At 72.0% G+C, this 25,488-nt stretch carries 23 protein-coding genes; 16 read left to right on the plus strand and 7 right to left on the minus strand.

The features are described from left to right. Positions 1-16 precede the first annotated feature (16 nt). The 3 genes from ACIQM3_RS02800 (at position 17) to sucD (ending at position 3,601) form a co-directional block, all read left to right on the plus strand. The gene (locus ACIQM3_RS02800; RefSeq protein WP_401619948.1) at positions 17-1,198 is read left to right on the plus strand and encodes a VWA domain-containing protein; all 1,182 of its coding nucleotides are present in this window, start codon (positions 17-19) and stop codon (positions 1,196-1,198) included. 290 nt (positions 1,199-1,488) lie between these two features. After that, complete coding sequence (gene sucC / locus ACIQM3_RS02805) at positions 1,489-2,670, plus strand: ADP-forming succinate--CoA ligase subunit beta (RefSeq protein ID WP_401617834.1); 1,182 nt, start codon at positions 1,489-1,491, stop codon at positions 2,668-2,670. A 46-nt stretch (positions 2,671-2,716) separates the two neighbouring features. Next, positions 2,717-3,601, plus strand: coding sequence for a succinate--CoA ligase subunit alpha (sucD, locus tag ACIQM3_RS02810; RefSeq protein ID WP_099173770.1), 885 nt, complete (start codon positions 2,717-2,719; stop codon positions 3,599-3,601). A 145-nt stretch (positions 3,602-3,746) separates the two neighbouring features. On the opposite strand, the gene ACIQM3_RS02815 is transcribed toward sucD, so the two are convergent. After that, positions 3,747-5,018: a helix-turn-helix domain-containing protein gene (locus ACIQM3_RS02815; RefSeq protein ID WP_401617837.1), complete on the minus strand. Its 1,272-nt coding sequence runs from the start codon at positions 5,016-5,018 to the stop codon at positions 3,747-3,749. A 149-nt stretch (positions 5,019-5,167) separates the two neighbouring features. Here ACIQM3_RS02815 and ACIQM3_RS02820 point away from each other — a divergent pair, with 149 nt between their 5' ends. Next, positions 5,168-6,958, plus strand: coding sequence for a DUF6350 family protein (locus tag ACIQM3_RS02820; protein WP_401619951.1), 1,791 nt, complete (start codon positions 5,168-5,170; stop codon positions 6,956-6,958). Between the two features lie 24 nt (positions 6,959-6,982). Here the strand turns inward: ACIQM3_RS02820 and ACIQM3_RS02825 are convergent, their stop codons facing one another. Next, positions 6,983-7,876, minus strand: a complete 894-nt coding sequence (locus ACIQM3_RS02825; RefSeq protein ID WP_401617840.1) for a hypothetical protein — start codon at positions 7,874-7,876, stop codon at positions 6,983-6,985. 239 nt (positions 7,877-8,115) lie between these two features. Here ACIQM3_RS02825 and purN point away from each other — a divergent pair, with 239 nt between their 5' ends. The 3 genes from purN (at position 8,116) to ACIQM3_RS02840 (ending at position 11,936) form a co-directional block, all read left to right on the plus strand. Beyond that, positions 8,116-8,772: a phosphoribosylglycinamide formyltransferase gene (purN, locus tag ACIQM3_RS02830; protein ID WP_401617843.1), complete on the plus strand. Its 657-nt coding sequence runs from the start codon at positions 8,116-8,118 to the stop codon at positions 8,770-8,772. Then, the gene (gene purH, locus ACIQM3_RS02835; protein WP_401617846.1) at positions 8,759-10,312 is read left to right on the plus strand and encodes a bifunctional phosphoribosylaminoimidazolecarboxamide formyltransferase/IMP cyclohydrolase; all 1,554 of its coding nucleotides are present in this window, start codon (positions 8,759-8,761) and stop codon (positions 10,310-10,312) included. The genes purN and purH overlap by 14 nt, the downstream gene beginning before the upstream one ends. Before the next feature lie 166 nt (positions 10,313-10,478). Next, complete coding sequence (locus ACIQM3_RS02840) at positions 10,479-11,936, plus strand: DUF2079 domain-containing protein (protein WP_401617849.1); 1,458 nt, start codon at positions 10,479-10,481, stop codon at positions 11,934-11,936. Positions 11,937-11,998: 62 nt separating this feature from the next. Here the strand turns inward: ACIQM3_RS02840 and ACIQM3_RS02845 are convergent, their stop codons facing one another. Beyond that, positions 11,999-12,607 (minus strand): hypothetical protein, encoded by a 609-nt coding sequence (locus tag ACIQM3_RS02845; RefSeq protein ID WP_401617852.1) that lies wholly within the window; start codon positions 12,605-12,607, stop codon positions 11,999-12,001. Positions 12,608-12,840: 233 nt separating this feature from the next. Here ACIQM3_RS02845 and ACIQM3_RS02850 point away from each other — a divergent pair, with 233 nt between their 5' ends. The 4 genes from ACIQM3_RS02850 (at position 12,841) to ACIQM3_RS02865 (ending at position 17,020) form a co-directional block, all read left to right on the plus strand. Continuing rightward, positions 12,841-13,719 carry a bifunctional methylenetetrahydrofolate dehydrogenase/methenyltetrahydrofolate cyclohydrolase gene (locus tag ACIQM3_RS02850; protein ID WP_401617855.1) on the plus strand — a complete coding sequence of 293 codons (879 nt, stop codon included), beginning with the start codon at positions 12,841-12,843 and terminating at the stop codon, positions 13,717-13,719. Between the two features lie 20 nt (positions 13,720-13,739). Next, the gene (locus tag ACIQM3_RS02855) at positions 13,740-14,384 is read left to right on the plus strand and encodes a DUF3017 domain-containing protein (RefSeq protein ID WP_401617857.1); all 645 of its coding nucleotides are present in this window, start codon (positions 13,740-13,742) and stop codon (positions 14,382-14,384) included. A gap of 405 nt (positions 14,385-14,789) precedes the next feature. After that, positions 14,790-15,854: an XRE family transcriptional regulator gene (locus tag ACIQM3_RS02860; RefSeq protein ID WP_401617859.1), complete on the plus strand. Its 1,065-nt coding sequence runs from the start codon at positions 14,790-14,792 to the stop codon at positions 15,852-15,854. Positions 15,855-16,030: 176 nt separating this feature from the next. Beyond that, entirely contained in the window at positions 16,031-17,020 is a 990-nt protein-coding gene (locus ACIQM3_RS02865; RefSeq protein WP_401617862.1) for a malate dehydrogenase, read from the plus strand. A gap of 84 nt (positions 17,021-17,104) precedes the next feature. Here ACIQM3_RS02865 and ACIQM3_RS02870 read toward each other — a convergent pair whose 3' ends face one another. Further along, positions 17,105-17,842, minus strand: a complete 738-nt coding sequence (locus tag ACIQM3_RS02870) for an isocitrate lyase/phosphoenolpyruvate mutase family protein (protein WP_401617865.1) — start codon at positions 17,840-17,842, stop codon at positions 17,105-17,107. 47 nt (positions 17,843-17,889) lie between these two features. Next, positions 17,890-18,402: a carboxymuconolactone decarboxylase family protein gene (locus ACIQM3_RS02875; protein ID WP_401617868.1), complete on the minus strand. Its 513-nt coding sequence runs from the start codon at positions 18,400-18,402 to the stop codon at positions 17,890-17,892. 46 nt (positions 18,403-18,448) lie between these two features. On the opposite strand from ACIQM3_RS02875, the gene ACIQM3_RS02880 reads away from it, so the two are divergent. The 3 genes from ACIQM3_RS02880 (at position 18,449) to ACIQM3_RS02890 (ending at position 21,440) form a co-directional block, all read left to right on the plus strand. Beyond that, positions 18,449-19,849, plus strand: coding sequence for a PLP-dependent aminotransferase family protein (locus ACIQM3_RS02880; RefSeq protein ID WP_401617871.1), 1,401 nt, complete (start codon positions 18,449-18,451; stop codon positions 19,847-19,849). Positions 19,850-19,969: 120 nt separating this feature from the next. Continuing rightward, the gene (locus ACIQM3_RS02885) at positions 19,970-20,245 is read left to right on the plus strand and encodes a hypothetical protein (RefSeq protein ID WP_401617873.1); all 276 of its coding nucleotides are present in this window, start codon (positions 19,970-19,972) and stop codon (positions 20,243-20,245) included. A 7-nt stretch (positions 20,246-20,252) separates the two neighbouring features. After that, on the plus strand, positions 20,253-21,440 hold the full coding sequence (locus ACIQM3_RS02890; RefSeq protein WP_401617876.1) for a glutathionylspermidine synthase family protein: 1,188 nt from the start codon (positions 20,253-20,255) through the stop codon (positions 21,438-21,440). A gap of 72 nt (positions 21,441-21,512) precedes the next feature. Here the strand turns inward: ACIQM3_RS02890 and rocD are convergent, their stop codons facing one another. Further along, positions 21,513-22,718 carry an ornithine--oxo-acid transaminase gene (gene rocD, locus ACIQM3_RS02895; protein ID WP_401617879.1) on the minus strand — a complete coding sequence of 402 codons (1,206 nt, stop codon included), beginning with the start codon at positions 22,716-22,718 and terminating at the stop codon, positions 21,513-21,515. Between the two features lie 291 nt (positions 22,719-23,009). Between rocD and trpS the strand changes: the two genes are divergently transcribed. Next, entirely contained in the window at positions 23,010-24,023 is a 1,014-nt protein-coding gene (gene trpS, locus ACIQM3_RS02900; RefSeq protein ID WP_401617882.1) for a tryptophan--tRNA ligase, read from the plus strand. 90 nt (positions 24,024-24,113) lie between these two features. Then, positions 24,114-24,704 carry a 2'-5' RNA ligase family protein gene (locus ACIQM3_RS02905; protein ID WP_393762283.1) on the plus strand — a complete coding sequence of 197 codons (591 nt, stop codon included), beginning with the start codon at positions 24,114-24,116 and terminating at the stop codon, positions 24,702-24,704. Positions 24,705-24,729: 25 nt separating this feature from the next. Here ACIQM3_RS02905 and ACIQM3_RS02910 read toward each other — a convergent pair whose 3' ends face one another. Next, positions 24,730-25,488, minus strand: a complete 759-nt coding sequence (locus ACIQM3_RS02910) for a decaprenylphospho-beta-D-erythro-pentofuranosid-2-ulose 2-reductase (protein ID WP_401617884.1) — start codon at positions 25,486-25,488, stop codon at positions 24,730-24,732.

Below are 25,488 nucleotides of genomic sequence, written 5' to 3' on the forward strand. Positions count from 1 at the left end.
GAAGGGGGAGAGGACGATGGGCGCGACTCCTGCCGAGGACGAGCGGCTGCGGCGCTGGCGCATGGTGCTCGGCGCGGACGGCGCCGAGAGCACCGGAGCCGCGCTCACCGGGCGCGACGCGGCGATGGACGGAGCGCTGACCGCGCTGTACGACGGCGGGAGGAAGCCCGGCGGCCGGGGCGGGGCGGAGCGTTCGGCGGGGCTCGGGGCGTCCGCCCCCTCGGCGGCCCGCTGGCTCGGCGACATCCGTACGTACTTCCCGGCCTCCGTCGTCCAGGTCATGCAGCGGGACGCGATCGAGCGCCTCGGGCTCTCCGCCCTGCTGCTGGAGCCGGAGATGCTGGAGGCCGTGGAGCCCGACGTCCACCTGGTCGGCACCCTGCTCTCGCTCGGGAAGGCCATGCCGGAGACGACGAGGGAGACGGCCCGCGCCGTCGTACGCAAGGTCGTCGAGGACCTGGAGCGCCGGCTGGCCACCCGCACCAGGGCTGCGCTCACCGGCGCCCTGGACCGCTCGGCCAGGGCCTCCAGGCCGCGCCACCTGGACATCGACTGGGACCGCACGATCCGGGCCAACCTGAAGAACTACGTGCCCCTCCCCGGCCGTGAGGGGGCCGGCACGGTCATACCCGAACGTCTCATCGGTTACGGGCGCACGGACCGGTCCGTGAAGAAGGACGTCATCCTCTGCGTCGACCAGTCGGGGTCCATGGCCGCCTCCGTCGTCCACGCCTCGGTCTTCGGCGCGGTGCTCGCCTCGATGCGGACCCTGGCGACCCGGCTCGTCGTGTTCGACACGGCGGTCGTCGATCTCACCGACCAGCTCGACGACCCGGTCGACGTCCTCTTCGGCACGCGGCTCGGCGGCGGTACGGACATCAACCGCGCGCTCGCCTACTGCCAGTCGAGAATCACCCGTCCGGCGGACACCGTCGTCGTCCTCATCAGCGATCTCCACGAGGGAGGGATCCGCGACGAGATGGTCGGACGGGCCGCGGCGATGAAGGCGTCCGGAGTGCAGTTCGTGACCCTGCTGGCCCTCTCCGACGAGGGCACGCCCTCCTACGACCGCGAGCACGCCGCCGCGCTGGGCGCCCTCGGTGCCCCCGCGTTCGCCTGCACTCCGGACCTCTTTCCCGAGGTCATGGCGGCGGCGTTCGAGAAACGGCCGCTGCCGGTACCGGACACCGGGCGCTGACCGGCCGCTGTCCCGGCCCCGCGCCCCGGCCGCGGACCGTCCGGCGGGCCCCCGGAGGTGGCGTTTTGTCCCTCGTAACCCGGCCACCAGCGCGGTCTGTGACCGGTATCACCGCTCAGGTGTGATCTGCAATTTAGGGTCCGGTCCGGTGCGGGGGATAACCTGCCGGATGGACATGCCGCGTACCCGGTCACCGTGTGCGCCTCCCTTGTGACCGCGCAGTCACGTTGCCCTCGCGGCACGCCCACGCAGAAAACCAACCGCGAGACCACTAAAAGGGACGGACGCGCGTGGACCTGTTCGAGTACCAGGCGAGGGACCTCTTCGCCAAGCACGGTGTACCGGTGCTGGCCGGTGAAGTCATCGACACGCCTGAGGCAGCCCGCGAGGCGACCGAGCGGCTGGGCGGCAAGTCCGTCGTCAAGGCGCAGGTGAAGGTCGGTGGCCGAGGCAAGGCCGGCGGCGTGAAGCTGGCGGCAGACCCGGACGAGGCGGTCGCTCGCGCGACCGACATCCTCGGCATGGACATCAAGGGCCACACGGTCCACAAGGTGATGATCGCCGAGCTGTCCCCGGAGATCGAGGCGGAGTACTACGTCTCGTACCTCCTCGACCGCACCAACCGCACCTTCCTCGCCATGGCGTCGGTGCAGGGCGGCATGGACATCGAGGAGGTCGCGGAGAAGACCCCCGAGGCCCTCGCGAAGGTCCCGGTCAACGCCGTCGACGGCGTCGACATCGAGAAGGCCCGCGAGATCGTGGCCCAGGCGAAGTTCCCGGCCGAGGTGGCCGAGGGTGTCGCCGAGGCCATGGTGACCCTGTGGGACACCTTCGTCGCCGAGGACGCGCTCCTCGTCGAGGTCAACCCGCTGGTGAAGACCAAGGACGGCCGCATCCTGGCGCTGGACGGCAAGGTGTCTCTCGACGAGAACGCCGACTTCCGTCAGGCCGACCACGAGGCGCTCGAGGACAAGGCCGCGGCCAACCCCCTCGAGGCGGCCGCCAAGGCCAAGAACCTCAACTACGTCAAGCTCGAGGGCGAGGTCGGCATCATCGGTAACGGTGCCGGTCTGGTCATGTCGACCCTGGACGTCGTCGCGTACGCCGGTGAGAACCACGGCAACGTGAAGCCCGCCAACTTCCTCGACATCGGTGGCGGCGCCTCCGCGGAGGTCATGGCGAACGGCCTGGAGATCATCCTCGGCGACCCGGACGTCAAGTCCGTCTTCGTCAACGTCTTCGGTGGCATCACCGCCTGCGACGAGGTCGCCAACGGCATCGTCCAGGCCCTGGAGCTCCTCAAGTCCAAGGGCGAGGACGTCGCCAAGCCGCTGGTCGTGCGCCTCGACGGCAACAACGCGGAGCTGGGTCGCAAGATCCTCTCCGACGCCAACCACCCGCTCGTGCAGCGTGTGGACACCATGGACGGCGCGGCCGACAAGGCCGCCGAGCTCGCCGCGGCTGCGCTGTGACGTTGCGCGTCTCCGACACGACAAGGGACTAAGGGACTCCAACACCATGGCTATCTTCCTCACCAAGGACAGCAAGGTCATCGTCCAGGGGATGACCGGCGCCACGGGCATGAAGCACACCAAGCTCATGCTGGCCGACGGCACCAACATCGTCGGTGGCGTGAACCCGCGTAAGGCGGGCACCTCCGTCGACTTCGACGGCACCGAGGTACCCGTATTCGGGTCCGTCGCCGAGGCGATCGAGAAGACCGGCGCCGACGTGTCCGTCCTCTTCGTGCCGCCGGCCTTCGCGAAGGCCGCCGTCGTCGAGGCGATCGACGCCGAGATCCCGCTGGCCGTCGTGATCACCGAGGGCATCGCCGTCCACGACTCGGCCGCCTTCTGGGCGTACGCCGGCTCGAAGGGCAACAAGACCCGGATCATCGGCCCGAACTGCCCCGGCCTGATCACCCCCGGCCAGTCCAACGCCGGCATCATCCCGGGCGACATCACCAAGCCCGGCCGCATCGGTCTCGTGTCCAAGTCCGGCACGCTGACCTACCAGATGATGTACGAGCTCCGTGACATCGGCTTCTCGTCGGCCGTCGGCATCGGTGGCGACCCGGTCATCGGTACGACGCACATCGACGCGCTCGCCGCGTTCGAGGCCGACCCCGACACGGACCTCATCGTGATGATCGGCGAGATCGGTGGCGACGCCGAGGAGCGTGCCGCCGACTACATCGCGAAGAACGTCACGAAGCCGGTCGTCGGCTACGTCGCGGGCTTCACCGCCCCGGAGGGCAAGACCATGGGCCACGCCGGCGCCATCGTCTCCGGCTCCTCCGGCACCGCCGCGGCGAAGAAGGAGGCCCTCGAGGCCGCAGGCGTGAAGGTCGGCAAGACGCCGACCGAGACCGCCAAGCTGGCGCGCGAGATCCTCGGCGGCTGACGCCCACCGCGTCACCCGTCGCACCGTCGTACGGCGCGAACGGCGCGGGCCCGCACCCCTCACCGAAGGGGTGCGGGCCCGCGCCGTTTCCGTGCCGGAAGCCCGCCGGAGGGAGTCCCACCGGAGAGTTCCTTCCGGGTCCCGCTCAGGGGATCCGTGGCACCAGCCGCTCCGGGCCGTGCGTCAGCTCGCCCCGCAGCGATTTCTGCAGCTTCAGGTCCTGCGGCGTCAGCTTCTCCGGCCCGCCCCGCGGGGGGACGCCGGCGACACGTTCGGCGGGTGCCAGCGGCTGCTCGTACTGGGTGGGGGCCGTGTGCAGGGTGAAGGCGGTCGTGCCGATGAGCAGCACCCCGAAGCAGAGCGCGGCCCGGGTCCAGAGCTCGGCGATGCGCTCACTGCCCGCGCGGACGGCGGGGGCCGGTGGCGGTTCGGGTACCTCCTCCGCGAGGGCGAGTGCGCCGAGCCGGTCGTGGAGTGCCGGCCTGCCCCCGGGCTCCGTCGGTTCCACCGTCCCGGGCAGCCGCTCGGCGACTGCGGCCCGGGCGTTGAGCAGCCTGCTCGCCGTGGCGGGAGTGCTCGCCTCCGTCTCCGCCGCCGTCTCGGGCAGCCCGAGACCCACGCCGTCGTGGAGCAGCAGGGTGCGCCGGTACGCGGGCGGCAGGCCGAGCAGCGCGTCGAGCAGCGCATGCCGCGCCGGGTCCTCGGGCAGTGCGTCGGGCCGGCGGTGGGCGCGGCGCAGCCGGTGCCAGGGCGACATCGCGTACTCGTACGACGCCGCCCGCACCCAGCCCGCCGGATCGCGGTCCCTGGCCACCTCGGGCCAGCGCTGCCAGGCGATCCGGAAGGCGTGCTCGACGGCTTCCCGGGCGAGCTTCCGGCGGCCGGTCAGCAGGTACATCTGACGGGTGAGACCCGGTGCCGCGCGGCCGTACAGAGCGTCGTACGCCTCCTCGGCGGTGAGGCCCGCGGAGGGCCGCGGGGCGGGGGCGTGCGCGTCCGGCGCCGTGGTCCCGTGCGCGCTCCCCTCCTGGGCGGGGAGGTCCAGGGCGGGCGGCGCGGCCGCGGCGGGCGCCTCCGGCGTCGGGGCGTCCAGGGAGGGCTCTTCGGGCGTGGGTGCGTCCGGGGTGGTGCCGGTGCCGGGCTCGGTCGGGGACATCGTGCTGCTCCCGGTGGCTTCGACGGAGGGGGGCGGCGCAGGGCGGTGTTCGTCGCAGCCGATGAGCCTGGCGTAGGCCGTGCGCCGCCGGCCCCGCGGGCTCGTGCGCCCTGTCTCCCAGGCGCGGACGGTGGCGGGCGTGACTCCCACGGCCGCCGCGACCTGTGCCTCACTCAGTGCTCTGGCCTCGCGCAGTCTGCGGCGCTCCTTCGGGGAGGGCAGGGGGGCGGCGGGGGCCGGACCGGTGGCGCTCCGCGTCATGCCCGGCCTCCGTCCCCGATGGCACTGCACTGGGTGAAAAAGTACATAAACGTATATTGAGCGACACAACGGCCATTCGCCCGTTACACGGAATAAGCGCGTGTCGTTGGCAGCATGGCCGCGTGACCCAAGTGACCGAACGCAGCCCGATGTTGCCGGCCGAGCGGAGCAGGTCCGCCGCGCTGGCCTCCGCCTTCGTGCACGGGGCACTGGCCGCCGGGCTCGGGCTGGGCGCGCTGGCCGTCCTGGTCATGGTGCTGTGGATCAGCTCGCCGTACCCCGACAGCGGGCCCGGCGGGGCCCTCCATGTGGCGGCCGGCGTCTGGTTGCTCGCCCACGGTGCCGAACTCGTCAGGGCCGACACGGTGGGAGGCCACCCCGCGCCCGTGGCGACGGTCCCGCTGCTGCTCGTCGTGGGGCCGGTGTGGCTGCTGCACCGGGCCGCCAGGGAGTCGGCCGAGACGGAGGAGAAGGCTTCGGGCGGGCACTCGGCGGTCGGGGCGTTCTGCGCGGTGAGCGCCGGATATCTGCTGGTGGTACTGGCCGCGGCGGCCTACGCGCGGGACGGGGCGCTGCCCGCCGACCGGGCCTCGCTCGCCTTCCCCGTGACCTTCGTGGTGGCCGCCGCAGCCGCCGCGGGGGTGTGGACGGCCTGCGGGCGGCCGCTGACCCCGTTGCTGGTCTGGGCGCCGCTGAGCCTGCAGGAGGCCGCCGCCCGCTCCCGTTTCCGGTCCGGGGCCGGGGTGGCCCTGCGGTCGGCCGCCGTGGGCGTGCTCATGCTGCTCGGCGGCGGGGCGCTGCTGGTCGCGGTGGCAATGGTGTGGCACACGGGGGCGGCACGGGAGTCGTTCGTGGGGCTCTCGGGCGACTGGGCGGGCCGGATCTCCGTCCTTCTGCTGGCGGCGGCGCTCGTGCCGAACGCGGCGATGTGGGGCGCCGCCTATGGCCTCGGGCCGGGATTCGCCCTCGGTACGGAATCCGTGGTCACTCCGCTCGCGTTCACCGGACCCCCCGCACTGCCGGACTTCCCCCTGCTCGCCGCGGTGCCGTCCCACGGCCCGGGGACGGTGGCGAACTGGGCCGCGGTCGCGGTGCCGTCCGTCGCAGCCCTGGCCGTCGCCCGGTTCGTCGCCCGGGGGGCGGTTCCGGAGCGCGGGCCAAGCGCGGAGGCGTGGGGTCAGGTGCGTACCGCTCTGGTGGCGGGGCTGGCGGCCCTGGGCTGCGGGGCCGGCGCGGCGGCACTGGCGGCGGTCTCGGGGGGCCCGCTGGGCACCGGGGCGCTCGCGGAGTTCGGCCCCGTGTGGTGGCTGGTGGGCCCGGCCGCTCTCGCGTGGACGGCCGTGATCGGCGTACCGGCCGCGCTGCTGCTCAGGGCGTGGCGGCTGAGGGAGCGCCGGTGGGGATGGCGGTGGGACGCGGTGAAGGGGGAGCAGGCGAAGCCGGAACCGGGGCAGAAGCCGGAGCCGGGTACGGAGGAGGGGGCCGGGGGAGCGGGCGAGGACGGGGAGCCGTACGACTTCCTGTCGGCCGGCCCGTGGCACGAGGACGGGGCGAGGGAGGCGCGCTGGGCCGTGCTGAAGAAGAAGTCGGGCGGGCTGATGGCGGACTTCCCGGCGGACGCGGAGCCCGCACCCGGCCCGGTACCGGTCGCCGCGCCGGCACTCGTGCCGCCGCCCGCACCGGTCGCCGCACCTGCGGCTGCTCCAGCCCCGGCCCCCGCGACCGCACCGGGCCCCACGACACCCGCACCCGCACCTGCTTCAGCCCCGGCCACCGCTCCCGAGCCGGAGCCGGAGCCCGATACCGATCCCGAGCCCGATCCCGAGCCGGCGTCGGAGACGGGACCCGAGCCCGAGCCCGTTACCGGTCCGGATACGCCGAACGGCCGGGTCCCGGATGCCGAGGGGCACCCGGAACCCGGCCGGGAAGCTGCTCCGTGACGAGCGTTCCGGTGCGGGGCCGAGCTACTTCTTCACGCCGAAGAAGGGCTCCAGCGGGTCGGGCAGCTTGTCGTTGCAGGCGATGGCGCCGGTCTTGGTGAGCGCGTCGTTCACGCAGGTGTAGTAGTCGCGGTAGACCAACTGGACCGTATAGCCGGTGGCCACGATTGCCAGGGCCAGGACCGCCGTCACCAGACCGCTGACGGCCGCCGTCGTCTGCTGGCGGCTGCTGCTCTGCGCCACGACGGGCGCGGCCCCCGGCTGCGGGGGTGTGGCGGCCCGGTCCGGACCGCTCGCGCCGGACACCGCCGTCTGTCCCGCCCCGGCCGCCTGGTTCTTCCGCGGCCCGCCACGGAGGGCGCTGATCGACCAGTACACGGCGAGGGCGCCGAGAAGCATCGCGATCTCGGGGAAGTCGAAGAGGGCGAAGAAGAACGCCCACATGCCGCCGAGCACCGCGTAACGCGCCCGCCGCTGGGCGGGGTCGGTCGGGTCCCAGCGCAGCCCGCCGGGGCTGCCCTCCGGGCCACCGCCCTGGCCGCTCGGTCCGCCGGTACCGCCGGGACGGCCGCCGAAGCCGCCGCCCTGCCGGCCCGGCTGCCGGTCGCTCCACTGGCTGCCCCAGACGGGGCGGTCGTCGGACTGTCCCTCGCCGTCACCGTCGCCGTCGCCGTCGCTCCCGCCGTTGCCGCGGTTCGGCGTGTGGGGAGGGTGGCGTGGCTGCCAGGGCTGATCGGGCCGGTCCTCGGGCGGTGCCGCGAACGGATTGTCGTCGGACGACCCGGAAGAACCGGACGACCCGGACGAGGAACCCGAGCCCGAAGAGGAGTCCGGCGATGAGGACTGGCGTTCCCGCATCAGCGTGGATGCCCGCTCGGGCAGCGGGTGGCCAAGGGCGGTGCGGAGGCGGTCCGGCATGTGGTGAACGTCTTCCCCATCTCGTCATTTCCGCCCGGGGGCGGTTCCCTGTCCCCTGACGCTACCTCCCGGCTACGCCCCCGTCCCGTGGGGGCCGCCGGGTGTGCCGGTATCGTTGCTGACGGTCGGACCGTTCGTAGAGTTCCCCGTATCCCGGGACGAGCTTCTTTCGTACGACCATACAAACGCACCTCCTGTACATCGCGTACCTGCTGCACCACGCGAGAAAGGGCCCCGCCGTGGCCTCCCCGCCCCCCTCCGCCGCTCCGGCCCGTGTGGTCGTGCTCGTCTCCGGCTCAGGCACGAACCTCCAGGCACTCCTCGACGCGATCGGTGACGACCCCGATGGCTACGGCGCCCGGATCGTCGCGGTCGGTGCGGACCGCTACGGCACCCTCGGCATCGAGCGTGCCGAGCGTGCCGGGCTTCCCACCTTCGTGTGCAAGCTCGGCGAGTACGCGAGCCGCCAGGAGTGGGATGCGGCCCTGGCTGCGGCCGTGGCGGAACACCGTCCGGACCTCGTCGTGTCCGCGGGATTCATGAAGATCGTGGGCAAGGAGTTCCTCGCCGGGTTCGGTGGCCGGATCGTCAACACCCACCCCGCCCTGCTCCCCAGCTTTCCCGGTGCTCACGGCGTCCGCGACGCGCTCGCGTACGGCGTGAAGGTCACCGGGTGCACCGTCCACTTCGTCGACGACGGCGTCGACACCGGTCCGATCATCGCGCAGGGCGTGGTCGAGGTGACCGAAGAGGAAACGGCGGAGGGCGAAGCCGCCCTCCACGAACGCATCAAGGAAGTCGAGCGCAAGCTGCTCGTCGAGGCCGTGGGGCGGCTCGCCCGCGACGGCTATCGCATTGAGGGACGAAAGGTTCATCTCGGTCATGTCGGTGAATAAGCCCATCCGCCGCGCCCTGGTCAGCGTCTACGACAAGACGGGGCTCGAAGACCTCGCCCGCGGTCTGCACGAGGCGGGTGTCGAGCTGGTGTCCACCGGCTCCACCGCCGGGAAGATCGCAGCCGCCGGGGTGCCGGTCACCAAGGTCGAGGAGCTCACCGGCTTCCCCGAGTGCCTCGACGGCCGCGTCAAGACGCTGCACCCCCGCGTGCACGCCGGAATCCTCGCGGACCTGCGCCTGGACGCCCACCGCGAGCAGCTCGCCGAGCTCGGCGTGGAGCCCTTCGACCTGGTGGTCGTCAACCTCTACCCGTTCAAGGCCACCGTCGCCTCCGGCGCGTCCGACGACGAGTGCGTGGAGCAGATCGACATCGGCGGCCCCTCGATGGTCCGGGCCGCCGCCAAGAATCACCCGTCCGTGGCCGTCGTGACGAGCCCCGGGCGTTACGCCGACGTCCTCGCGGCGGTCAACGCGGGCGGCTTCGACCTGACCGCCCGCAAGCGGCTCGCCGCCGAGGCGTTCCAGCACACCGCCGCCTACGACGTGGCCGTCGCCTCCTGGTTCGCGGACGACTACGCAGCCGCCGGCGACTCGGGCCTCCCCGAGTTCCTCGGTGACACCTTCACGCGCAAGAACGTCCTGCGCTACGGCGAGAACCCGCACCAGCCTGCCGCGCTCTACACCGAGGGCGAGGGCGGCCTCGCGGAGGCCGAGCAGCTGCACGGCAAGGAGATGTCCTACAACAACTACACGGACACCGACGCCGCCCGCCGTGCCGCCTACGACCACGCCGAGCCGTGCGTCGCGATCATCAAGCACGCCAACCCGTGCGGCATCGCGATCGCCGACGACGTCGCGACGGCGCACCGCAACGCGCACGCCTGCGACCCGCTGTCCGCCTACGGCGGCGTCATCGCCGTCAACCGGCCGGTGACCGTCGCGATGGCCGAGCAGGTCGCGGAGATCTTCACCGAGGTCATCGTCGCCCCGGCGTACGAGGACGGCGCGGTCGAGATCCTTGCCCGCAAGAAGAACATCCGCGTGCTGCGCTGCCCCGAGGCCCCGACCTCCGCGTTCGAGGTCAAGCCGATCGACGGCGGCGCGCTCCTTCAGGTCACCGACCGGCTCCAGGCCGACGGCGACGACCCGGCCGACTGGACCCTCGCCGCCGGTGAGGCCCTGTCCGCCGAGGAGCTGCAGGAGCTCTCCTTCGCGTGGAAGGCCTGCCGCGCGGTCAAGTCCAACGCGATCCTGCTCGCCAAGGACGGCGCCTCGGTCGGCGTCGGCATGGGACAGGTCAACCGTGTCGACTCCGCGAAGCTCGCGGTCGAGCGGGCGGGCGAGGAGCGGGCCCAGGGTTCGTACGCCGCGTCCGACGCCTTCTTCCCCTTCCCCGACGGTCTGGAGATCCTGACCGCCGCCGGCATCAAGGCCGTCGCCCAGCCGGGCGGATCGGTCCGCGACGAGCTCGTCGTCGAGGCCGCGCAGAAGGCGGGTGTGACCATGTACTTCACGGGCACGCGCCACTTCTTCCACTGACGGCGCCCGCAGTGGCATCCCGCAGGCCGTACCCGTTCCGGGTGCGGCCTGCGGTGCGTCCTGGCGTGCGGAGACCAGTCGTCCCTCTGTTCTAATGAATGGCCTTGTCGGGGCGGGACCGGCGCGACAAGCAGTGACCAGTAAGGGATTCCGTTGCGGGGGCACCGTGCTTGACCTGAACCAGAGCGAGACCGAGACGCCCGGAGAGCAGACCCCGGAGCCGGCCGTCGGTACGCACCCGGCGCCGCTGCGCCCGTACCTCGTCGCCGCCGTGGTCCTCTGCGCGCTCTACTTCCTCTACGCGTACCTGCGATACAGCCACTTCCAGTCGCCCTCCTGGGACCTGGGCATCTTCGAGCAGGAGGTGCGCGCGTACGCCGGTCTCGACGCGCCGGTCGTCGACATCAAGGGCCCGGGCTATCTGATACTCGGCGACCACTTCAGCCCCGTGGTGGCGCTTCTCGTCCCGCTCTACTGGATCTGGCCGTCCGCCGTCGCCCTGCTGTTCGCCCAGGCCGCGCTCTTCGCCGGCTCCGCGGTCATCGTCGGGCGCACCGTCCAGCAGATCCTCGGCGGCCGCTCGGGCCTCTGCGTCACCGTCGCCTACGGGCTGTCCTGGGGGCTCCAGGAAGCGGTGAAGGCCGACTTCCACGAGATCGCGTTCGCCGTCCCGCTGCTGGCCCTGGTCTGCCGCGCCCTGCTCATGGAGCGCCGGCGGGCCGTCGTGCTGTGGTCGCTGCCGCTGGTCCTGGTCAAGGAGGACCTCGGGATCACCGTCGCCGTCGTCGGCCTGCTCCTGGCCCTGTACGGGCGGCGGCTCCAGGGGTTCCTGCTGGCGGCCTTCGGCGTGTTGGCGTTCGCGCTGACCGTGCTGGTGCTCATCCCGGCAGCCAGCAGTGCGGGGACGTACGACTACTGGAAGAAGATCGAGGAGAACGGCGGGCAGGAGGTCTCCCTGCTCGACTCCGTACTCGGTGCGCTCGACTCCTCCGTCAAGCTGGAGATGCTGGTCTTCCTCGTCGGCATCACCGCCTTCATGGCGCTCCGCTCACCGCTGGTCCTGCTCGTCCTGCCCACGCTCGGCTGGCGTCTGCTCTCCCAGGACTCGAACCACTGGGGCATGGTCTGGCACTACAGCGCGATCCTGATGCCGGTGGTCTTCCTCGCCATGGCCGACGGCATCCGGCGCAGCCGGGGCTCGGAGCGGCCCTGGCTCGTCTCCTACGCGAACGTCGCCGTCCCCGTCGCGGTGGCGATCGCCGTCGCCCTCACCCAGCACCTTCCGCTCCGCGACCTGCTGCGCCCGGAGACGTACCGCGCCGATGCCCGCACCCACGCCGCCGAGGAGGCGCTGGAGGCGATACCCGTGGGCGCACGGGTGGAGACGGACATCACGCTGATGGCGCACCTGACCGGGGACCGCACGGTCTACTGGGTCGGCGGGGCCCCCGGCACCGCACCCGACGTCGTCGCGATCAATCTGGACTTCGGCTGGTCGCGGCCGATCGACGACCCGGTGGAGTACGCCCAGCAACTGCACCCCGAGGCGCGCTACCGGGTCACCCGCGAGGCGGGCTCCTTCGTCGTCATGGAGCGGACCACGCCGGCGCCCCGGAACGGCTGAAGGCCGCATACCCGCCGGTGAGCGGGTGCTGCGGCCTTCACGCGGACCTGTGCCCGGCGGCGTCAGTACTGCTGCTGCCGCTGGCGGTTGAACCAGGCGCCGCCGTCGGACTTCGCCACGAAGACGACGACCAGGATCGCGAGGATCGTGTGGACGAGGCCCATCACGATGAACGGGTAGATGCCGAGGATCGCGGTGATCACACCGAAGACGATGGTCGCGATGCGGATCCCGTTGCCCCCCTTGCCGAACTTGGCGGCGAAGACGACCGCGAGGACTCCCCACAGCACGGCGAAGACGGCGATGCCCCACAGCGCGCTGCCCGAGTAGTCGGCCAGCTCCTGGAACTGGACGTCCTCCTGCAGCGTCGGGTCGTCCTTGGCGGCGTTCACGGCCACGGCGGCGAGGGCGACGAAGATCGTCCCGATGACCTGGAGGCCGGCGATCACGTAGAGCATGACGCGCGCGGCCTTCACCCCGCCGGGCATCTCGGTGGGCCCGCCGGGGGAGCCGTAGCCGCCCTGGACGGGCGGCGCCTGCGGGTAGCCGTAACCCTGCTGCGGGACGCCCTGCGGGGCCTGCTGCGGGTAGCCGTAGCCCGGCTGCTGCCCGCCTGGCTGCTGGCCACCCTGCTGCTGGCCGTAGGGGTTGTTGGGGTCGCCGAAGCTCATGGCGAGTTTCCTCCGTTGTGACGTGGGGACGACGCGGTCCTGACGGAGGAAAGCTGCGCGATCTTAACGGTGAGTCCCCCCGACACTGCCCGCGATGATGCGGGCCTTATCGTCGTCGTGACATCCACCTTTTGTCCAGCTGATCGCCGAATGTGTTGTGCAAGTGCAATCTTGCGTCCACGTGGCAAGCCAGGATTGGTACGGGGGCGGGGTCATCCGCGAGGATGGGTGCCATGACTGCCCAGATTCTCGATGGCAAGGCCACCGCAGCTGCGATCAAGTCCGATCTGACCGTCCGCGTGGCGGCCCTCAAGGCACAGGGCATCACACCCGGCCTGGGAACCCTGCTCGTCGGCGACGACCCGGGCAGCCGTTGGTACGTGAACGGCAAACACCGTGACTGCGCCCAGGTCGGCATGGGCTCCATCCAGCGCGAACTCCCCGACACCGCCACCCAGGAGGAGATCGAGGAGGTCGTACGGGAGCTCAACGCCGACCCGGACTGCACGGGCTACATCGTGCAGCTTCCCCTCCCCAAGGGGATCGACACCAACCGCATCCTGGAGCTGATGGACCCGGCCAAGGACGCGGACGGCCTCCACCCGATGAGCCTGGGCAAGCTCGTGCTGAACGAGAGCGGCCCGCTGCCCTGCACCCCGCAGGGCGTCGTCACCCTGCTCCGCCGCCACGGCGTGGAGATCAACGGCGCCCATGTGGTCGTCGTCGGCCGGGGTGTCACCATCGGCCGCCCCCTCCCGCTGCTGCTGACGCGCAAGTCCGAGAACGCGACCGTCACCCAGTGCCACACCGGCACCCGTGACCTCTCGGCGCACCTCAGGAAGGCCGACATCATCGTCGCGGCCGCCGGTGTGCCCCACCTGATCAAGCCCGAGGACGTGAAGCCCGGCGCGGCCGTGCTGGACGTCGGCGTCAGCCGGGACGAGAACGGCAAGATCGTCGGCGACGTCCACCCCGGAGTGGCGGAGGTGGCCGCCTGGGTCGCCCCGAACCCGGGCGGTGTCGGCCCCATGACCAGGGCCCAGCTGCTCGTCAACGTGGTCGAGGCGGCCGAGCGCGGCGCCGCCGACGCCTCCGCCGCATCCGCCGGCTGACCCGGACCGGAAGGAACGTCATGGGCGCTGGTACGAGTCCGGCGGGCGGTACGCACGCGGACGGGCCGGCCGAGGAGGCAGACACGGCCGAGGAGGCCCGGGTGTCCGAGAAGGTCCAGGTGCCCGGGGAGACCGGGGCCCCGGGAGAGGCAGCACAGGGCGAGGCCGGTGCCCCCGGGAAAGAGGGGGCGCCCGGCACCGCACCCGGCACCGCTGACGCGGACGGGGCCTCCGGGGAAGTGGCAGCCGGGGAGAGCGGTTCGACCTGGGAGCCCTCGCCTCGCTTCTCGCTGACCCGGGACACCGCGCTTCCCGAGGGCGGCGGCCGGGCAGCACCGGGGGACGCCCCCGCTCCCGCCCGGCAGTGGCCGCTGCTCACGGTGCTCTGCACCGCGGGGATCGGGCTGCTGATCGTGGCGATCGACCCCTTCGCCGAGGCGTTCAGGGTCGGCGCCATGGTGATGGGCGTCGCCCTGCTCGCGGGAGCGGTGCTCCGCTGGACCGTCCCCTCGGTCGGCATGCTCGCCGTACGTTCCCGGTTCACCGACCTGGTCACGTACGGCCTGATGGGCGCGCTGATCGTGCTGCTCGCGCTGATGGAGCAGCCCGGCCCGTGGCTGCGGGTCCCGTTCCTGCAGGACGTCGTCCACTTCACGATTCGCTGAGGGGTGTCCGTCCCCTCCCCCGAGAAGGGACGGACACCGGACAGGGTTCCGGTGCAAGAAGCACCGGAATGCGGTGACTTGAGCGGCCTTGCCCTGTCCTGGGTCAAGCGTCATGGACATGAGGTGCCGGGTTCAAGGGATGCCCGGCGCCTGTGGCACGGAAGTGACCATTCCGCCATCGTGTGATCGTCACGCAACGACGGGAACCATGCGCGGGGGGCGCTACGGCGCACAACGGAGCCCGCGCTCATACCGAATGCCCCCGTGCGCCCCTTTGTCCGGAACCGCATCCTGGATCCGTGCATTCTCGTGGGTGGCCCGGAGCGCAGGGCCATACCTTCCGGCGGCAGGGGGAAGGTATCGGGGGCGCCGGGGAACGTCCGGGGGAATCGGCTGGGGGAAGCAATGCCTCGTTGGAAGGCGTTACCGGAAGAACTCGATCCGCAGGTACGGAAGTTCGCGGGCCGGCTGCGCGGCTTGGTGGACCGCAGCGGTCTGAGCCTGGCCGCGGTCGCCGACCGCACGGGCTACAGCAGGACGTCGTGGGAGCGCTATCTCAACGGCAGACTGCTCGCACCCAAGGGGGCGGTCGTCGCGCTCGCCGAGGTGACGGGTGTTCAGCAGCACCATCTGACGACCATGTGGGAGCCGGCCGAGCGGGCCTGGAGCCGCTCCGAGATGCGCCACGACATGACGATGGAGGCCATCAGGGTCTCCCAGGCGCGTGCGGCGCTCGGCGAAGCGGGTGTTGCCGCGGCTCCCGTGGCGGGCGGGCGTGCGGCCGGCGGCGGTGCGGGAGTCTCCACCACCGCGGGGCCGGGAGAAGGAGGGCACGACAGCGGCCGTCCGCCGTCCGGGTCCGTCCGGCGCGGCACGGTTCCGCGGAACCCGCGGCAGCCCCGGCCGGGGGCGGTGCCGGACTCCACCGGCGGCGGACACCGCCCGGTGGGCGCTCCCGGAGAGCGGCAGGGGAGCGGCCGGCGCAGGCTGCCGCTCTTCCTGGCGGGGCTCGTGGGCGCGCTCCTGCTGATAGCCGGGGCCGTGCTGCTCACCGATCTGGGGGGCGACGACGACGCCGGGGCGGCCGCCGCGGCACCGTCCGCCGAACCGGGCACCAGCGCGCCCCAGCTGCCCGCCGGGGTCGGGTGCAGCGGTGCCGACTGCACCGGCCAGGACCCGGAAGCCATGGGCTGCGGCGGCCGGTTCGCCTCCACGGTGGCCAGAAAGACCGTCGGCGGCGGCCTCGTCGAGGTCCGCTACAGCGAGACCTGCGGCGCCGCGTGGGCCCGCATCACACAGGCGTCCCCGGGGGACACCGTGAAGATCACCGCCGGTCCGTCGGAGCGGGACGGCACGGTGGACGCCGATGCCGAGGCGTACACCCCGATGGTCGCCGTGAAGAAGGCCTCCGACGCCAAGGCCTGCGCGACCCTCGCCTCCGGGATGACCGGCTGCACCACGCCGGAGTGAGGCGGGGGAGCCGCTGCGCTGTGTGACCGACTGTGCGCGGTCCCACAGGGGGCCGGGCGGCTCCTGCGGCGAGGGTCGGATAGCCTGACCGCTGGATATCTCTTCACGTCAAGATTCAGGGGTATCCAGCACCAGGGGCAGGGACCCCTACCGCCAGCTGTCTAACGGAGACCGCCATGACCCGCACTCCCGTGAATGTCACCGTGACCGGCGCAGCCGGCCAGATCGGCTACGCGCTGCTCTTCCGCATCGCCTCCGGCCACCTGCTCGGCCCGGATGTGCCGGTCAACCTGCGCCTCCTCGAGATCCCGCAGGGCCTGAAGGCCGCCGAGGGCACCGCCATGGAGCTCGACGACTGCGCCTTCCCGCTGCTGCGCGGCATCGAGATCACGGACGACGCCAACGTCGGCTTCGCCGGTGCCAACGTCGCCCTCCTGGTCGGCGCCCGCCCGCGCACGAAGGGCATGGAGCGCGGCGACCTGCTGGCCGCCAACGGCGGCATCTTCAAGCCGCAGGGCAAGGCCATCAACGACAACGCCGCGGACGACATCAAGGTCCTCGTCGTCGGCAACCCGGCCAACACCAACGCCCTCATCGCGCAGGCCGCGGCCCCGGACGTACCGGCCGAGCGCTTCACCGCGATGACCCGCCTGGACCACAACCGCGCGATCTCGCAGCTGGCCGCCAAGACCGGTGCCGCCGTCTCCGACATCAAGCGGCTGACGATCTGGGGCAACCACTCGGCGACCCAGTACCCGGACATCTTCCACGCGGAGATCGCCGGCAAGAACGCCGCCGAGGTCGTCAACGACGAGGCCTGGCTGGCCGACACCTTCATCCCGACCGTCGCCAAGCGCGGCGCCGCGATCATCGAGGCCCGTGGCGCGTCCTCGGCCGCCTCGGCCGCCAACGCCGCCATCGACCACGTGCACACCTGGGTCAACGGCACCGCCGAGGGCGACTGGACCTCGATGGGTATCCCGTCGGACGGCTCCTACGGCGTTCCGGAGGGCATCATCTCCTCCTTCCCGGTCACCACGAAGGACGGGAAGTACGAGATCGTCCAGGGCCTGGACATCAACGAGTTCTCCCGTGCGCGCATCGACGCGTCGGTGCAGGAGCTCTCCGAGGAGCGCGACGCGGTCCGCGAGCTCGGCCTGATCTGACCGGAGCCCGGCCACCGGCCGGCCCCGAGGTCGTACGAGGGCGCCCCCGCAGCAGCTGCTGCGGGGGCGCCCTCGTACGTCTGCTCAGTCGCCGAGCAGCCGCCCGGCCAGGTCCCGCACGGCCTCCGCTGCCCTGCGCTGCAGCTGCGGCCCGAAGGTGATCCGTGCCGCGCCGAGCTCGCCGAGCCGGCGGGTGGCGGCCGGGCCGTCGGGTGCGCCGAGCGCGTTGAGCGGGACCGGAACCGCCGCGGCCAGAGCGGGCAGGGTGTCCGGCGGGGCCATGATCGGGTAGACGCAGTCGGCACCGGCGTCGGCGTAGAGCCGCGCGCGGGCCACCGTGTCCGCCGCCACGTCCGTGGCGGCCGGGTCCCCGTGGACGTACGTATCGATGCGGGCGTTGACGAAGAGGCGCCCGCCCGCCGCCGCCCGCACCTCGGCGAGCCGGTCGGCCTGCCGTCGCGGGTCGACGAGGACGCCGTCCACCGAGTCCTCCAGGTTGCAGCCGACCACCCCGGCCTCCAGGAGGCGGTCGACGAGCTCGTCCGGGGCCAGACCGTAACCGGCCTCGACGTCCGCCGAGACGGGAACGGACACCGCTCGGGCGATCCGCGCCACCGCCGCGAACATCTCGTCCGCGGGCGTCTCCCCGTCGGCGTGACCGAGGGAGGCGGCGACACCCGCGCTCGGGGTGGCCAGGGCGGGAAAACCGGCCTCCTCGAACACACGGGCGCTCGCGGCGTCCCACGGGCCGGGCAGGACCAGCGGGTCGCCGGGAGGGCGGCCGTGGTGCAGGGCGCGGAAGACGGACACGGGCTCGTTCATCAGGGCTCCGGGGCGGGAGGTGCGTACGGGGGCTCGGCGGCTTCGGCTCAGTGCTTGATGTCGCCGGGCGTGTAGTGCCCCGGGGCCATCCGGCAGGTCACACCGAACCGGTTCCAGGCGTTGATCACCGTGATCGCGGCGATCAGCTGGGCGAGCTCGGCCTCCTCGAACTGCTTCGCGGCCTTCGCGTAGACCTCGTCCGGCACGAAACCGTCGGTCAGGACCGTCACCGCCTCCGTCAGCTGGATCGCCGCAAGCTCCTTCTCCGTGTAGAAGTGCTGCGACTCCTCCCAGGCGCTGAGCTGGATGAGCCGCTCGACGGACTCGCCCGCCGCGAGGGCGTCCTTCGAGTGCATGTCCAGGCAGAGGGCGCAGTGGTTGAGCTGCGAGGCGCGGACCTTCACCAGTTCGAGCAGTGTCGGGTCCAGTCCCTGACGGGACGCGGCGTCCAGCCGGACCATGGCCTTGTAGACGTCCGGGGCGAGCTGGGCCCACTGCATACGGGCGGGGTGCTCGGGGGCGTTGTCGGTGGGCGTGTGGTGCTGCGTGTGCGTCGTCATGATTCGAAGCTAACGGTCGGATGGCGCACCGGTATGGTCCATTTCCATGACAGATTCCTGGGCCGCTTTCGGCGCCGACCTGCATATCGAACCGGTCGGCACGGGCCTGCGCAGCGGGCTGATGAACGCGCTGCGTGAGGCCGTGCGCACCGGACGGCTGGCGCCTGGCACGCGGCTGCCCTCGTCCCGGACGCTTGCCGCGGACCTCGGGATCGCCCGCAACACCGTCGCCGACGCCTACGCCGAGCTCGTGGCCGAGGGCTGGCTCACCGCGCGGCAGGGTTCGGGTACCAGGGTCGCGCAGCGGGCCGACGCGCCCGGGCCTGCCGCCCGGGGGGCCGCCGGCCGGCGGGTGCGCCGACGCCCCGTCCACAACCTGATGCCGGGGTCGCCCGACCTCTCGGCGTTCCCCCGCGCCGAGTGGCTCAAGGCCGCCAGGCGGGCCCTCACCGCCGCCCCCGACGCGGCCTTCGGGTACGACGACCCGCAGGGCCGATTCGAGCTGCGGAGCGTGCTGGCGGACTATCTGGCACGGGCCCGCGGGGTGTACGCGGACCCGGAGCGCATCGTGATCTGCTCCGGATTCGTCCACGGGCTCACGCTGATGGGGAAGGTGCTGCGACGCCACAAGGTACGGGCGACGGCCGTCGAGTCGTACGGGCTGGACATCCACTGGAACCTCCTGGCCGACGCCGGACTGCGCACCCCCTGCCTCCCGGTGGACGCGCTCGGGGCCAGGACAGGGGAGCTGGGAGGGACAACGGGCGTGGGCGCGGTGCTGCTGACCCCGGCCCACCAGTTCCCCACGGGTGTCCCGCTCCACCCCGACCGCCGGGCCGCGGCGGTCGACTGGGCGCGGTCCTCGGGTGGTCTGATCCTGGAGGACGACTACGACGGCGAGTTCCGCTACGACCGCCAGCCGGTGGGCGCCCTCCAGGGGCTCGACCCGGAACGGGTGGTCTACATGGGGACGGCCAGCAAGTCCCTGGCGCCCGGGCTGCGGCTGGCCTGGATGGTGCTGCCGGAGGGGCTGGTGGACGAGGTGTGCGACGCGAAGGGCGGCTTCGACTGGATGTCCGCGGCGCCGGACCAGCTGACCCTCGCGGAGCTCATCGCCTCGGGAGCGTACGACCGGCACGTGCGGGCGATGAGGCTGCGCTACCGGCGCCGGCGCGACCAGCTCGTCGAGGCCCTCGCCGAGCGGGCGCCGGACTTCGAGGTGAGCGGCATCGCGGCAGGGCTGCACGCCGTGCTCGAACTCCCCGAGGGGACCGAGCAGTCGGTCGTCCAGGCGGCCGCCTGGCAGGGGCTCGCGCTGGAGCGGCTCTCGCGCTTCCGGCACCAGGACGCGGCCCCCGGCCGCGACGGGCTGGTCATCGGTTACGGCACGCCGTCGGAGAGCGGCTGGGCGGGTGCGCTGGACGCGCTCTGCCGGGTGCTGCCGTAGGCAGGACGCCGGGCAGTGGGCGGCACCGGGTTTCAGTCGGGGCAGTCCTGCATCTAATCTGACTGGGAGTTGGCGGGTGGGCGTACACCGGCCCGTGGGTACGACGGGGGAGAACAGAACATGGACAGGCGCAAGCTGAGGTCGAGCACCGTCGTGCTCGGCGGCATGGGAGTACTCGCGGCGACGCTCACCGCGTGCGGCTCGGAACCGGACGAGCGGTGCGTCGACCGGGTCACCCAGGAGATCCTGCCGGAATACGAGTGCGAGGACGGCAACGGCAGCGGGAAGTACTACTACGGCGGCAGCAGCCACAACAACCGGGTCTCCGGCGGCAGTTTCGACAAGTCCGCGGTCGAGCGCGACGGATTCGGCTCCTCCGGCTCCAGCGGCGGCTGAGACCCTCATGGAACGCCGCACCACGGAACCGCGCCCCGGCTGGCAGGAGACCGTCGAGGAGCAGGGGTTGATCTACCCCCTGACCCGCTACCCGGACGGCTCCCTGCGCCCCTACTGGGACGAGAGCGCCTATTACGTCTTCTCCCTGCCCGAGGTCGAGGCGCTGGAGGAGGTCGTGGAGGAGCTCCACACGATGTGTCTGGCCGCCGCCGCGCACATCGTCGAGCACGACCGCTTCGCCGATCTCGGCATCACGGACGCCCGGCTGGCGGGCCTGATCGCCGAGTCCTGGCGGCGCCGCGCCGAACTTCCCTCCCTATACGGCAGGTTCGACCTGCGGTACGACGGGACCGGCCCGGCCAAGATGCTGGAGTACAACGCCGACACCCCCACCTCGCTGGTGGAGGCCGCCAGCCCCCAGTGGTTCTGGATGGAGGACCGCTTCCCCGGCGCCGACCAGTGGAACTCCCTGCACGAGCGCCTCGTCGACGCCTGGAAGCGGCAGGCCCCGCTGCTGCCGCCCGGCCCCCTGCACTTCGCCCACTCCGACGGCGACGAGCTGGGCGAGGACCTGATGACGGTGGCGTATCTCCGGGAGACCGCCGAGCAGGCCGGGATCGAGACCCGGGCGCTCTCCGTCGAGCGGATCGGCTGGGACCGGCTGTCCCGCCGCTTCGTCGACGAGCGGCTCCGCTTCATCCGCAGCTGCTTCAAGCTGTACCCGTGGGAATGGCTGGCGACCGACCGCTTCGGACCGCATGTGCTGGAGACCCTGGACAACGGCGGAGGCACCGGCACCACCTGCTGGATCGAACCCGCCTGGAAGATGCTCCTCTCCAACAAGGCGCTGCTGCCCATCCTCTGGGAGCTGTACCCGGGCCACTCCAACCTCCTCCCCGCCTACCTCGACGGGCCCCGTGAGCTGGCCGGGCCGGACGGGGCGGGTTACGTCGCCAAGCCGCTGCTCGGCCGTGAGGGCGCCGGGGTCACCGTCCACGAACCGGGCAGCGCCCCGGTCCTGCGCGACGAGCCCTGCTGCTACCAGGAGCTGGCCCCCCTGCCCGACTTCGCGGGCAACCGGGTGGTGCTCGGCGCCTGGGTGGTCGAGGACGAGGCCGCCGGGCTCGGCATCAGGGAATCGGCGGGGCTGGTCACGGACGAGTACGCGCGTTTCCTGCCCCACGTCATCCTCTGACCGGGCGCGGGCGCCCCGCAGCCCCGGGCGCCCCGCAGACCCGGGGCCCCGGGGCCCCGCCGGGCCGGGTTCTCAGCCGGCCAGTACGCCGCGGAGCTGTTCCAGGCCCCAGTCCAGGTCCTCCTTGCTGATCACCAGGGGCGGGGCGATCCGGATCGTGGAGCCGTGGGTGTCCTTGACCAGCACCCCGCGGTCCATCAGCTTCTCCGAGATCTCCCGGCCCGTCCCGAGAGCCGGGGAGACGTCGACCCCCGCCCACAGGCCCCGGCCCCGCACGGCCTCCACAGCGCCGCCGCCGGCCAGCAGCCCCAGCTCGTGGTGGAGATGGTCACCCAGCTCCGCCGCCCGCTGCTGGAACTCACCGGTGCGCAGCATCGCGACCACCTCCAGGGCCACCGCGCAGGCCAGCGGATTCCCGCCGAAGGTGGATCCGTGCTCGCCCGGCCTGTACACGCCGAGGACCGCGGAGGACGACACGACGGCCGAGACGGGCACGACGCCACCGCCCAGCGCCTTGCCCAGCACGTACATGTCGGGGACGACGCCCTCGTGCTCACACGCGAAGGTCCGGCCCGTGCGGCCCAGACCCGACTGGATCTCGTCCGCGATGAACAGCACGTTCCGCTCCCGGGTCATCTCCCGCACCCCGGCCAGATAGCCCGGCGGCGGGACCAGCACCCCGGCCTCGCCCTGGATCGGCTCCATCAGCACCGCGACGGTGTTCTCCGTCATCGCTCCGGAGAGCGCGGTGAGATCCCCGTACGGCACGATCTCGAACCCCGGGGTGTACGGCCCGAAGTCGGCCCGCGCCTCGTGGTCCGTGGAGAAGCTGACGATCGTGGTCGTCCTGCCGTGGAAGTTGTCGGCGGCGACGATGATCTTCGCCATGCCGTCCGGGACGCCCTTGACGCGGTAGCCCCACTTGCGGGCCGTCTTCACGGCCGTCTCCACAGCCTCGGCCCCGGTGTTCATGGGGAGGACCATCTCCATGCCGCAGAGCTCGGCGAGCTGCGTGCAGAACTCGGCGAACCGGTCGTGGTAGAAGGCGCGGGAGGTCAGTGTCACGCGTTCGAGCTGCGCCTTGGCCGCGTCGATCAGGCGCCTGTTGCCGTGTCCGAAGTTGAGCGCCGAGTAGCCGGCGAGCATGTCCAGGTAACGGCGCCCCTCGACATCGGTCATCCAGGCGCCGTCCGCCGAGGCGACGACGACGGGCAACGGGTGATAGTTGTGCGCGCTGTGCGCCTCGGCGGAGGCGATGGCGGTTTCCGTGGTCGACACGGGATCTCCGTTCGTCGTGCGGCGGGGGCGGGGGTGGTGCCCACTTTGTATCGTCGGTCGGATTCAGGACCTGGAAACCTTCCGCGTGCGGCGCGCCTCGCGGGGACCGCTCCCACCCTGCCGGGCGGACCGTGTTTCTCGTCTCATTCACCGCGGCGCCCCGGCCCGCGCACGGGTGATCGCCGAGGCCCCGCCGCCGCGGTGGCCCCCCGGCCGAGCCGCTTCCCGCGTCCTCACATCTTTCCTACACCGGTTGCCGGAGATCGGTTCGACACCTGAGACAATGGCTCCATGGCCTCTGATCGACCCCGCGTGCTTTCCGGAATCCAGCCCACCGCAGGCTCGTTCCACCTCGGCAACTATCTCGGTGCGGTCCGCCAGTGGGTGGCGCTGCAGGAGTCCTACGACGCCTTCTACATGGTGGTGGACCTGCACGCGATCACCGTGCCGCAGGACCCGAAGGAGCTCCGGGCCAACACCCGGCTCGCCGCCGCCCAGTTGCTGGCGGCCGGGCTCGATCCGGAGCGGTGCACGCTCTTCGTCCAGAGCCATGTCCCCGAACACGCCCAGCTCGGCTGGATCATGAACTGCCTCACCGGCTTCGGCGAGGCGTCCCGCATGACGCAGTTCAAGGACAAGTCCGCCAAGCAGGGTGCCGACCGGGCGACCGTGGGCCTCTTCACCTACCCGGTCCTCCAGGTCGCCGACATCCTGCTCTACCAGGCGAACCAGGTCCCGGTCGGCGAGGACCAGCGCCAGCACATCGAGCTCACCCGGGACCTCGCCGAGCGGTTCAACGGCCGCTTCGGCGAGACGTTCACGATCCCGGCGCCGTACATCCTGAAGGAGACGGCGAAGATCTTCGATCTCCAGGACCCGTCGATCAAGATGAGCAAGTCGGCGTCCACGCCGAAGGGCCTGATCAACCTCCTCGACGACCCGAAGGTCACCGCCAAGAAGGTCAAGAGCGCGGTGACCGACACGGACACGGTGATCCGGTACGACACGGAGAAGAAGCCCGGGATCAGCAACCTCCTGAGCATCTACTCCACCCTCACCGGCACCGCCGTCACGGACCTGGAACAGAAGTACGAGGGCAAGGGGTACGGCGCGCTCAAGACCGACCTCGCCGAGGTCATGGTGGAGTTCGTCACCCCGTTCCGGACCCGGACCCAGGAGTACCTGGACGACCCGGAGACCCTGGACGCCCTGCTGGCAAAGGGGGCCGAGAAGGCCAGGACCGTCGCCGCCGAGACGCTGGCGCAGACCTATGACCGGATGGGCCTTCTGCCTGCGAAGCACTGAGTCCAAGGGCCCTGGCGGGACCACGGCCGAAGGGGCCACACTGGCGTCGGCACGACCGAAGAACGACCTTCGAGGATTGAGGAGAACGATGTGGGGACCGTAACGCTTGGCGTTTCGATCGCGGTCCCGGAGCCTTACGGCAGCCTGCTCCAGGAGCGGCGCGCGAGCTTCGGGGACCCTGCCGCGTACGGCATCCCCACCCACGTCACCCTTCTTCCGCCGACCGAGGCCGAGGCGGCCGACCTGCCGGCGATCGAGACCCACCTCTCCCAGATCGCCACGGCCGGCCGCCCCTTCCCGATGCGCCTGTCGGGCACCGGCACCTTCCGCCCGCTCTCGCCCGTCGTCTTCGTCCAGGTGGTCGAGGGCGCCTCGGCCTGCTCCTGGCTCCAGAAGCGGGTCCGGGAGGCGTCCGGGCCCCTGGTGCGCGAGCTGCAGTTCCCGTACCACCCGCATGTGACCGTGGCGCACGGTATCGCGGAGGAGGCCATGGACCGGGCGTACGAGGAGCTCTCCTCTTACGAGGCGGCCTGGACCTGTGGTTCCTTCGCGCTCTACGAGCAGGGCGCGGACGGCGTGTGGCGCAAGATCAACGAGTTCCCCTTCGGAGGCGGCGGCGCCGCACCCGCCGTGCCGGCCCAGGGCGGCAGCTCCATGGACCAGCCGTCCCTGCACCCCTGAGCCCGGCCTGACCCGCGGTGCCGCCCTACCGCACCGGAAGCCGCCGGAACAGCGGACGCGGCACATGCCGCAGGGCCGACATCACCACCCGGAGCGCCCCGGGGACCCACACCGTCTCCGAGCGCCGCCGCAGCCCTGTCACGATCGCGTCCGCGACCGCGCCCGGGGTCGTGGCGAGCGGTGCCTCCTCGCGCCCGGCGGTCATCCGCGACCGTACGAAGCCGGGGCGTACGACCATCACGTGCACCCCCGTCCCGTGCAGCGCGTCGCCGAGCCCCTGTGCGAAGGCGTCCAGGCCCGCCTTGCTGGAGCCGTAGATGAAGTCCGCCCGCCTGGCGCGCTCGCCGGCCACCGAGGAGAGCACCACCAGCGACCCATGACCCTGCGCCTGGAGTGCGCCGGCGCACACCAGACCCGCGGAGACCGCTCCCGTGTAGTTGGTCTGCGCCACCCGGACCGCGGCCAGGGGCTCCTCCTCGTCGCGCGCCTGGTCGCCCAGGACCCCGAAGGCCAGCAGCACCATGTCGATGTCCCCGTCGGTGAAGAGCTTCCCGAGCACCTCCTCGTGGGAGGCGGAGTCGAGCGCGTCGAACGCGACGGTACGGACGTCGGCTCCCAGCTGGCGCAGCTCGGCCGCAGCACGTTCCAGGGCGGGGGAGGGCCGTCCGGCCAGCTGGACGGTCCGGGTGCGGCGGGCGATCAGCCGCCGCGCGGTGGCCAGCCCGATCTCCGAGGTGCCGCCGAGGACGAGCAGGGAACGTGGGGCACCGAAGGCGTCCTTCAC

Source organism: Streptomyces sp. NPDC091271, from assembly GCF_044757505.1.
Classification (GTDB): Bacteria; Actinomycetota; Actinomycetes; order Streptomycetales; family Streptomycetaceae; genus Streptomyces.

What these genes read in the sequence shown, in the direction of transcription:
- ACIQM3_RS02855 (WP_401617857.1), top strand. Translation starts at nt 13,740, where the DNA reads ATGGGCGCTGGTACGAGTCCGGCGGGCGGTACGCACGCGGACGGGCCG.
- ACIQM3_RS02870 (WP_401617865.1), bottom strand. Translation starts at nt 17,842, where the DNA reads ATGAACGAGCCCGTGTCCGTCTTCCGCGCCCTGCACCACGGCCGCCCT.
- ACIQM3_RS02890 (WP_401617876.1), top strand. Translation starts at nt 20,253, where the DNA reads ATGGAACGCCGCACCACGGAACCGCGCCCCGGCTGGCAGGAGACCGTC.
- trpS (WP_401617882.1), top strand. Translation starts at nt 23,010, where the DNA reads ATGGCCTCTGATCGACCCCGCGTGCTTTCCGGAATCCAGCCCACCGCA.
- ACIQM3_RS02825 (WP_401617840.1), bottom strand. Translation starts at nt 7,876, where the DNA reads ATGCCGGACCGCCTCCGCACCGCCCTTGGCCACCCGCTGCCCGAGCGG.
- ACIQM3_RS02845 (WP_401617852.1), bottom strand. Translation starts at nt 12,607, where the DNA reads ATGAGCTTCGGCGACCCCAACAACCCCTACGGCCAGCAGCAGGGTGGC.
- ACIQM3_RS02815 (WP_401617837.1), bottom strand. Translation starts at nt 5,018, where the DNA reads ATGACGCGGAGCGCCACCGGTCCGGCCCCCGCCGCCCCCCTGCCCTCC.
- sucD (WP_099173770.1), top strand. Translation starts at nt 2,717, where the DNA reads ATGGCTATCTTCCTCACCAAGGACAGCAAGGTCATCGTCCAGGGGATG.
- ACIQM3_RS02880 (WP_401617871.1), top strand. Translation starts at nt 18,449, where the DNA reads ATGACAGATTCCTGGGCCGCTTTCGGCGCCGACCTGCATATCGAACCG.
- ACIQM3_RS02800 (WP_401619948.1), top strand. Translation starts at nt 17, where the DNA reads ATGGGCGCGACTCCTGCCGAGGACGAGCGGCTGCGGCGCTGGCGCATG.
- ACIQM3_RS02860 (WP_401617859.1), top strand. Translation starts at nt 14,790, where the DNA reads ATGCCTCGTTGGAAGGCGTTACCGGAAGAACTCGATCCGCAGGTACGG.
- ACIQM3_RS02820 (WP_401619951.1), top strand. Translation starts at nt 5,168, where the DNA reads ATGTTGCCGGCCGAGCGGAGCAGGTCCGCCGCGCTGGCCTCCGCCTTC.
- ACIQM3_RS02875 (WP_401617868.1), bottom strand. Translation starts at nt 18,402, where the DNA reads ATGACGACGCACACGCAGCACCACACGCCCACCGACAACGCCCCCGAG.
- ACIQM3_RS02850 (WP_401617855.1), top strand. Translation starts at nt 12,841, where the DNA reads ATGACTGCCCAGATTCTCGATGGCAAGGCCACCGCAGCTGCGATCAAG.
- purH (WP_401617846.1), top strand. Translation starts at nt 8,759, where the DNA reads ATGTCGGTGAATAAGCCCATCCGCCGCGCCCTGGTCAGCGTCTACGAC.
- ACIQM3_RS02885 (WP_401617873.1), top strand. Translation starts at nt 19,970, where the DNA reads ATGGACAGGCGCAAGCTGAGGTCGAGCACCGTCGTGCTCGGCGGCATG.
- ACIQM3_RS02865 (WP_401617862.1), top strand. Translation starts at nt 16,031, where the DNA reads ATGACCCGCACTCCCGTGAATGTCACCGTGACCGGCGCAGCCGGCCAG.